The organism is Pseudoalteromonas sp. S1610, assembly GCF_005887465.1.
In the GTDB taxonomy this organism is placed as follows: domain Bacteria; phylum Pseudomonadota; class Gammaproteobacteria; order Enterobacterales; family Alteromonadaceae; genus Pseudoalteromonas; species Pseudoalteromonas undina.
In genome coordinates this window covers 101,247-109,925 of record NZ_PNDI01000005.1, presented here as the reverse complement: position 1 = coordinate 109,925, position 8,679 = coordinate 101,247, and the positions used below count along the sequence as shown (strand labels likewise).

General features: G+C 42.8%; 6 protein-coding genes. 1 reads left to right on the top strand and 5 read right to left on the bottom strand.

Translation table 11 applies throughout. The annotated features are described in order from the left end of the window. Positions 1 to 119: 119 nt before the first annotated feature. Both mutT and secA read right to left on the bottom strand, forming a co-directional pair. Positions 120 to 518, bottom strand: coding sequence for an 8-oxo-dGTP diphosphatase MutT (gene mutT, locus CWB77_RS03425; RefSeq protein WP_054202559.1), 399 nt, complete (start codon positions 516 to 518; stop codon positions 120 to 122). Between the two features lie 70 nt (positions 519 to 588). Next, on the bottom strand, positions 589 to 3,297 hold the full coding sequence (gene secA, locus CWB77_RS03420) for a preprotein translocase subunit SecA (RefSeq protein WP_010390391.1): 2,709 nt from the start codon (positions 3,295 to 3,297) through the stop codon (positions 589 to 591). Between the two features lie 622 nt (positions 3,298 to 3,919). Between secA and CWB77_RS03415 the strand changes: the two genes are divergently transcribed. Then, complete coding sequence (locus CWB77_RS03415; RefSeq protein WP_138621371.1) at positions 3,920 to 4,690, top strand: Rossmann-fold NAD(P)-binding domain-containing protein; 771 nt, start codon at positions 3,920 to 3,922, stop codon at positions 4,688 to 4,690. On the opposite strand, the gene hutH is transcribed toward CWB77_RS03415, so the two are convergent. Genes hutH through hutC form a run of 3 tightly spaced genes read right to left on the bottom strand, consistent with a single transcriptional unit; the run spans position 4,687 to position 8,642 of the window. Further along, positions 4,687 to 6,219 carry a histidine ammonia-lyase gene (hutH, locus tag CWB77_RS03410; RefSeq protein ID WP_138621369.1) on the bottom strand — a complete coding sequence of 511 codons (1,533 nt, stop codon included), beginning with the start codon at positions 6,217 to 6,219 and terminating at the stop codon, positions 4,687 to 4,689. The two genes, CWB77_RS03415 and hutH, sit on opposite strands and share 4 nt — an antisense overlap. After that, the gene (gene hutU / locus CWB77_RS03405) at positions 6,216 to 7,895 is read right to left on the bottom strand and encodes a urocanate hydratase (RefSeq protein WP_138569781.1); all 1,680 of its coding nucleotides are present in this window, start codon (positions 7,893 to 7,895) and stop codon (positions 6,216 to 6,218) included. The genes hutH and hutU overlap by 4 nt, the downstream gene beginning before the upstream one ends. 18 nt (positions 7,896 to 7,913) lie before the next feature. Next, complete coding sequence (hutC, locus tag CWB77_RS03400) at positions 7,914 to 8,642, bottom strand: histidine utilization transcriptional repressor HutC (RefSeq protein WP_138621367.1); 729 nt, start codon at positions 8,640 to 8,642, stop codon at positions 7,914 to 7,916. Between the last annotated feature and the right edge of the window lie 37 nt (positions 8,643 to 8,679).

The window sequence follows — 8,679 nt, the reverse complement described above, 5'->3', positions numbered from 1 at the left end:
GTTTGGCATTGATGCTGCGTTATCGCCTATTTATGGGGAATAACCACACCACATAGGCTCTGCCTTACCTAAATACCAAACAGACTGCTGCAAATTTAACCTTGAATGATCAACAGACCCTAGCTATATTTCGTTTTTATGGCGCTGATAATCTCAACATTAGCAGCAGGAAAATCATAGTTATCAAGCTCGTCTATGCCCACCCATTCGCTTGGTTGCCCTTCTGCGCCATGAGCTTGACCGTTAAAGTTACTGACCACATGCACATTAAGTCGTACGCATTTATCGCCATAGTCATGCTCTATAGTGATAAGTTCGCTTGAACTATGAATAGTCAGCCCTACTTCTTCTAGCAGTTCACGTTTTAGGGCTTGAAACACACTTTCTCCGGCTTCAACTTTGCCACCAGGAAACTCCCATAACCCACCTTGATGTTGCTCATCTGCACGTTTACAAATAAACAAATTGTTATTTTTTTTAATTACACCCACAGCAACATTGATGATTACTTTAGTCATTACCTCTCCCTTAAATAGCATAAAAAAAGCGACGCAAGCGTCGCTTTTTATCTAACGTAACAAAGTGGTGTTATTTTAATTTACCACAACATTGTTTGTATTTTTGACCTGAACCACATGGACATGGATCGTTACGGCCAACTTTTGGCTCGCTACGCGCCATAACCTGAGCACTTTGCGGTGCTTCACCACCTACGTGTTCTGCTTCTTCATGTTGATATTCGCGAGGGGCATTTTCACTTTTACGGTGTTGCTCTTCTACTTTTTCAACATCTTCTTCAGCGCGAACTTGCACTTTACTTAAAATACCGACCACATCGACTTTTAAGTTTTCTAGCATTTCAGAGAATAACTCAAACGACTCACGTTTGTATTCTTGCTTAGGATTCTTTTGTGCGTAACCACGTAAGTGAATACCTTGGCGTAAGTGATCCATTGCAGCAAGGTGGTCTTTCCAATGTTGGTCAAGACTTTGAAGCATAATGGCTTTTTCAAACTGACGAAGTACAGAATCGCCGACCATTTCTTCTTTTTGCTTGTAAGCTTGTTCAACCGCTTCTTCAATACGCTCACGAAGTTTTTCTTCGTACAGTTTATTGTCATCAGCTAACCACTGAGTAATTGGTAACTCAATTAGGAAATCTTGCTTTAAGCGCTCTTCAAGCCCTGGGACATCCCACATTTCAGCTAAGCTTTGTGGGGCAATGTATTGATCAATTACACCCGCGAGCACATCACCACGGATAGCGGTAATCGTTTCTGAAATATCACCTTCTTCAAGCAATTCGTTACGTTGAGAGTAAACAACACGACGTTGATCGTTTGCTACATCATCGTACTCAAGTAGCTGTTTACGCACATCAAAGTTACGTGCTTCTACTTTACGCTGGGCGTTTTCGATTGCGCGGTTAACCCATGGGTGTTCAATGGCTTCGCCACGTTGCATACCTAGTTTACGCATCATGTTGGTCATGCGCTCACCGGCAAAAATACGCATTAACGCATCATCCATCGATAGGTAGAAACGGCTTGAACCGGCATCACCTTGACGGCCAGAACGACCACGTAATTGGTTATCAATACGACGTGATTCATGACGCTCTGTACCAATAATGTGTAAACCGCCGGCATCAATTACTGCGTCATGGCGAATCTTCCATGCGGCTTTAATTTCGGCAATTTGTTCGTCAGTTGGGTTTTCAAGTTTTTCAACTTCACTATTCCAATTACCACCAAGTACAATATCGGTACCACGACCGGCCATGTTGGTGGCAATGGTGACTGTGCCTGGTAAGCCCGCATCAGAAACAATGTCTGCTTCTTGTGCGTGGAATTTAGCATTAAGTACGTTGTGCTTAATTTTTTCTTTGCGTAAAAACTGCGACAAGTACTCAGAGCTTTCAATTGAGATAGTACCTACAAGTACTGGCTGACCACGTTCTTGACAGTCTTTAATGTCTGCTAAAATGGCTTCGTACTTTTCTTCTTGCGTTAGGTACACCAAATCTGCGCGATCATCACGGATCATTGGCTTATTGGTTGGCATAACAACTGTGTCTAAACCGTAGATAGACTGAAACTCAAACGCTTCTGTATCAGCTGTGCCTGTCATACCTGCTAGCGTTTCGTACAAGCGGAAGTAATTTTGGAACGTAATAGAAGCTAACGTTTGGTTCTCGTTTTGAATTTTCACACCTTCTTTTGCTTCTACAGCTTGGTGTAAACCTTCTGACCAACGGCGTCCTTCCATAGAGCGACCTGTGTGCTCATCAATAATGATAACTTCGTTTTCTTTAATAACGTAGTCAACATCTTTTTGGTAAAGCTTGTGCGCACGAAGAGCTGCATAAACGTGACTGAGTAGCGTGATGCTCGCTGCTGAGTACAGTGAATCACCTTCTTCAATTAAGCCGCGCTCTGTAAGTAGCTCTTCAACTTTTATTTGCCCACGCTCAGTTAGGTGAACTTGCTTAGATTTTTCATCGATAGTGAAATCGCCATCACCTTCAATCCCTTCCTCATCTTCTTTTTCTTGTAGTTCAAGTAAAGGAACAATGGTATTTATTTCAGTGTAAAGCTCTGAGCTGTCTTCAGCTGGGCCTGAAATAATAAGCGGCGTTCGCGCTTCATCAATTAGGATTGAATCCACTTCATCCACTACGGCATAAAATAATGGGCGTTGAACGCGCTCATCAATGCTAAATGCCATGTTGTCACGTAGGTAGTCAAAACCAAATTCGTTATTGGTACCGTAAGTGATGTCAGCTGCATAAGCTTGTTTTTTCTGTTGTGGCATCATGCCCGGAACATTACAACCAACGGTTAAGCCTAAAAACTCAAATAGTGGACGGTTGGTTTCAGCATCACGCTTAGCCAAGTAGTCATTTACGGTAATGACATGAACGCCTTTACCTGTTAAGCCATTTAAATATGCTGGAAGTGTCGCGGTTAGGGTTTTACCTTCACCAGTACGCATTTCTGCAATACGGCCTTGTTGTAAAACCATACCACCTAATAATTGCACGTCGAAGTGACGCATACCGTTTACACGCTTTGACGCCTCACGTACCACAGCAAATGCTTCTGGTAGAATATCGCTTAGGCTTTGTCCGTTATCGTAACGTTCTCTAAACTCAGCTGTTTTAGCTTTTAAATCTTCATCTGAAAGCGCTTCTAGTTGCGTTTCAAGTGCATTGATCAGTGCGACCGTCTTTCTTAGGTTTTTAATAGTGCGGTCATTGCGACTACCAAAAATCTTGGTAAATAAATTAGATATCATGATAAAACCGTTACAATGTGTTTTTTTGCTAGCCGTGCATCGGCTAACCCATTTTTTACAATTGATAATTAATGTATTCTTTGAATTAACCTTTAGGACACATTAATTAGCAATTTTGTATTAAGCTGCTTAAAAAGCACTGTTTATTACCTGCGCTACTATACCAGACTCTGCTAAACATCAAACTACCTCTATAAAAAGATCTTCATTTAAAACAGAAAAATGAGATCTCGCTCATAAAAATAGCGTTATGTAACGAAACTTGATTAAAACTGCAGATAAACAGACTCTGAAGATATGGTGTTGAATAAATTAAAAACAAGGGTGAAACGCCTAAATTTTACCCTTAAATGCTTTGCTTGCGGTCATCGCTTTTTAACTCTTAAATTGCACAATCTTTTTATTTATTACTCTTCGTAAGTCACTTAAGCCATACGGTTTATCGGCAGGTGCATATACATGGTAGCGGTATCATTAAATAAGCTACTAATCGCAAATGAAGCGTGTGTTAATATCTTATGCAATCAGCGTTTGCTAATATTATTTTTAGTAGTATAGAGTTCATCATATTTTTTGTTGCTATAAAACGCGTTGATTGAGTTTTAATAAAAGGGAAAATAAAGTGCAAACCAACAAAGATAACTTAGTAGTCCTTGGCGCTGGCTGGCTTGGCCAAGCCTTATGTATTGATGCACAAAAACAAGGTTGGCAAGTGCAAGGAACTCATCGTAGTGACACTCATCAATTTGATTTTGAGCGTCAGTTTGTTTTACAAAACGGCGAGCTGCAGCATCAAGTAGATTTACAAAATGCGTATTGGGTATGTGCTATACCGCCGCGCAGTCGTGACAGCGAAAGCAATTATTCGCAAGTGCTGGAACAGGGGTTAAAGCTGGCAACTGAGCTTAATTGCAAAGGTTTTTTATTGTGCTCATCGACTGGAGTGTATGATCAAGAGCCTGGAGTTTATAGTGAAAGTAGCGATATATCTGGCACTAACGAACGACAAATAAAGCTCTATGATGCTGAAGAGCAAGTTCTTGAACAGCAAGGTAAAGTACTGCGCTTAGCTGGGTTGTTGGGGCCAAACAGAGAGCCGGGTCGGTTTGTGGCGGGTAAGGAACTCAACACCTCTAGTCAGCAAGTGGTGAACATGGTGCATCAACAAGATGTGATCAATGCCATTTATGCGGTACTTAACAATTGGTCACAAGGGCAAAGCATTTATAATGTAGTTAACCCTGCGCACCCGAGCAAAGCAGATTATTATGCACAAAAGTGTGAGCTGTATGGCACACAAATGCCAAGTTTTAGTAGTGATGAAGTCGCTGAGCGCAAAGTTATTGGCTCAGCGATAGAAGCGCTTGGTTTTAGTTATCAGTATGGTATTTAATAAGAAGGTAAGGGCGAATTTTTTATAAAGTCGCACAACTTACCTTCACTTAGTAGTCTGTTGGCCGCTTCAATATCGGGGGCAAAGTAGCGGTCTTTGTCGTAATAGCTAACATGTTGGCGTAGCAGCGCCTTAGCATGCTCCACCTGTTCACACGCATGTAGCGGCTTTCTAAACTCTAGCCCTTGAGAAGCACTCAGCCACTCAACGGCTAACACGCCTTGCGTATTATTAGCCATATCAACTAAGCGCCTAGCAGCAAAAGTTGCCATAGAGACATGGTCTTCTTGATTAGCTGAGGTCGGTAAGCTGTCTACCGAAGCTGGGTGTGCTAGTGACTTGTTCTCAGAGGCGAGCGCAGCTGCGGTTACTTGAGCAATCATAAACCCTGAATTTACCCCACCGTTTTCAACTAAAAATGGCGGCAATTTTGATAAATTAGAGTCAATCAGTAGGGCAATACGTCGCTCAGCTAAGGCGCCAATTTCGGCAATGGCAATCGCAAGGTTATCAGCGGCCATAGCAACGGGCTCAGCATGAAAGTTTCCGCCTGAAATAATATCTCCCACATCGGCAAAAACGAGTGGGTTATCGGTTACCCCGTTTGATTCACACAGTAGTACCTCGGCGGCTTGACGTATTTGGGTTAAACATGCACCAAGTACTTGAGGTTGGCAACGTAGGCAATATGGGTCTTGTACTTTTTCACAATTAATATGTGAGTCACTAATTTGTGAGTGGGTGCTTAATAGCTCTCTAAATACGTGCGCGGTATCAATTTGCCCTTTTTGACCACGAACCTCATGAATACGAGCATCAAATGGTGCGCGACTGCCCATGGCGGCCTCAATACTTATAGAGCCAATAACACAGCTTTGTGCGTACAAATCTTCTGCTCTAAATAAGCCCTGCAGTGCGAATGCAGTAGAGGCCTGTGTGCCATTTAGTAGTGCTAAGCCTTCTTTCGCAGCTAATATCAGTGGCTCAAGCCCTGCAATTTTTAACCCCTGTTCTGCGCTTATTAGCTCTCCTTGATAGCGCATTTTCCCTTCACCTAATAAAGGCAGGCACATATGAGCAAGGGGGGCTAAATCGCCCGATGCGCCCACTGAGCCTTTTTTAGGCACGCATGGGTATACTTCATTTTTAAGTAGCTGTATAAAAAACTCAATGACAGCTAGACGAATACCAGAATAACCCCGTGATAAAGAATTTACTTTTAGGGTGATCATTAATCTGACCGTGCTGTTATCCATTAACTCGCCAATGCCGGCAGCGTGTGAAAGCACAATACTGCGTTGTAATAGTTCTAGCTCATCATTCGCTATTTTTGTATTGGCTAATAAACCAAAGCCGGTATTAATACCATATACAGTACGCTGCTCGTTTATTACGTCTTGAACTGTCTGGGCACTGGCTGCTATTTGTGTAGCGGCTTCAGTTGCCAAAGTTAAATCTACGGCCGATTGATTAATTTTTCTTAAGGTATGTAATTCAAGCTGACCCGGTGTAAGTGTGTATGAAATCATGACTTATCCTTGTTAAGCATAGGTAGGTCTAGGTTTTGTTGTTGTGCACAATTTTTTGCAATGTCATAACCGGCATCGGCATGGCGCATCACACCGGTAGCAGGATCATTCCAAAGCACTCTTGCAAGGCGTTGCTCTGCTTCATCGGTACCATCGGCAACAATAACCACACCTGAATGCTGGCTAAAGCCCATACCTACACCACCGCCATGATGAAGCGATACCCAAGTAGCACCGCCTGCGGTATTGAGCAGGGCATTTAATAAAGGCCAATCAGAGACTGCATCGGAGCCATCTTGCATGCTCTCTGTTTCACGATTAGGACTAGCTACTGAGCCTGAGTCAAGATGATCGCGGCCAATAACTACCGGTGCTTTAAGCTCACCGTTTTTAACCATTTCATTAAAGGCAACCGCTAGGCGCGCTCGGTCTTTTAAGCCAACCCAACAAATACGTGCAGGTAATCCTTGAAATTGAATTCGCTCACGCGCCATATCAAGCCAGTTATGCAAATGCTTATCATCAGGAATTAGTTCTTTTACTTTTGCGTCTGTTTTGTAAATATCTTCGGGATCGCCTGAGAGTGCTACCCATCTAAATGGGCCAATACCTTCACAAAATAATGGACGAATATAAGCAGGTACAAACCCAGGGAAATCAAATGCATTTGCTACGCCTTCTTCGAGCGCCATTTGACGAATATTATTGCCGTAATCAGTCGTTGCCGCGCCTGCATCTTGTAGTGCCAACATCGCTGTTACTTGAACTGCCATTGACTGTTTGGCCGCTTTCACCACTGCTTGTGGATTATCGATTCGCATTTTTGCTGCATGCTCCATACTCCAACCTTGTGGTAGATAGCCGTTAAGCGGATCATGGGCTGAGGTTTGATCGGTGACTATATCGGGAGTAATACCACTTTTTACTAAGGTACTAAAAACATCAGCCGCGTTACCAAGTAAACCCACAGAAAGCGCTTCACCTTTGACACAGGCATCGGTTATTAATTTTAATGCATGCTCAAGATCTGTGGCTTTTACATCGACGTACCCTGTTTTTATTCGAAAATCGATACGGCTTTCATCACATTCCACCACTAAGGCACTAAAGCCTGCCATGGTTGCAGCTAATGGTTGTGCACCGCCCATTCCTCCGAGGCCACCTGTTAACACCCACTTACCTTTGGCATCGCCTGAAAAATGTTGTTTTGCCATAGCTACAAAGGTTTCGTAAGTGCCTTGAACAATCCCTTGAGAACCGATATAAATCCAAGAGCCAGCGGTCATTTGGCCGTACATCATCAAGCCTTTTTTATCTAACTCGTTAAAATGTTCCCAGTTAGCCCAGTGTGGAACAAGGTTAGAATTTGCAATTAATACCCGCGGTGCGTTGCTATGAGTTTTAAATACCCCCACCGGTTTACCTGATTGCACTAATAGGGTTTCGTCATCGTCAAGGCGCTCAAGCGTCTCAATTATTTTGTCGTAGCTTGGCCAGTCACGGGCAGCACGGCCAATTCCGCCATACACCACCAAAGCTTGAGGGTGCTCGGCAACATCAGGGTCTAAATTATTCATTAGCATGCGTTTAGCTGCTTCGGTTTGCCAGCTTTTAGTAGATATTTGATTACCATGCTGTGCGCGAATTGTGCGTTGTGTGTCCAGTCGATGATCCATTATTCACTCCTGTTAAATTTAAGTGTTATGCGCTTTATTATTGTTTTTAAATGTTAATTGTCCGCCCAAGCGATACTTACTGCCTGGCGATATAAGTCGTGCAAAACTAACAATTCCGTTTACCGACCAAGTACGGCGTATTACTTGTAAACAGGGCTCTTCGTTATATAAATTAAGCCATTGGCACATTTCACTGTTTGGCGTAATAGCCTCTACCGTATGCCTCGCTTGCGTTAAAGGGGCAACTGTTGAGAGATATTCGTGAGGGGTAAGGGCGGTAAAATCTTGTTGTAAATAATCTTTTGCAAGGGGCGGATTTACAAAGCGCTCCTCAACTTGCAAGGGACTGTCGTTTTCATTATGAATAATGACACTGCGATAAACCACGCTATCTACCTCTACACCTAAAGCAATTGCAATTGGCGCGACGGCATTAATCGATTCTAATACTTGGACTGTGCAGCTGTAGTTTCCGTTTCGCTCTTTTACTTCATTGGCGATGTTTTTTATTTCAAGTAATGACGACTGAGACTTGAAGCTTGCTACAAACGTTCCTAGGCCTTGGCTACGGGTTAAAATGCCCGCATCAGTGAGTTCGCTAAGTGCCCGACGTGCGGTCATTCTGCTTACTGTAAATTGTTTTGCTAGTTCATTTTCTGAAGGGACACGTTGGTTTTCAAGCCAAAGCCCACTGCGTATTCTGTCCACAATAAATTGTTTTATTTGCGTAAACTTAGGTGCTGGCATAAATATTTTTAGTATATTAAAAATAAACAATACCTAG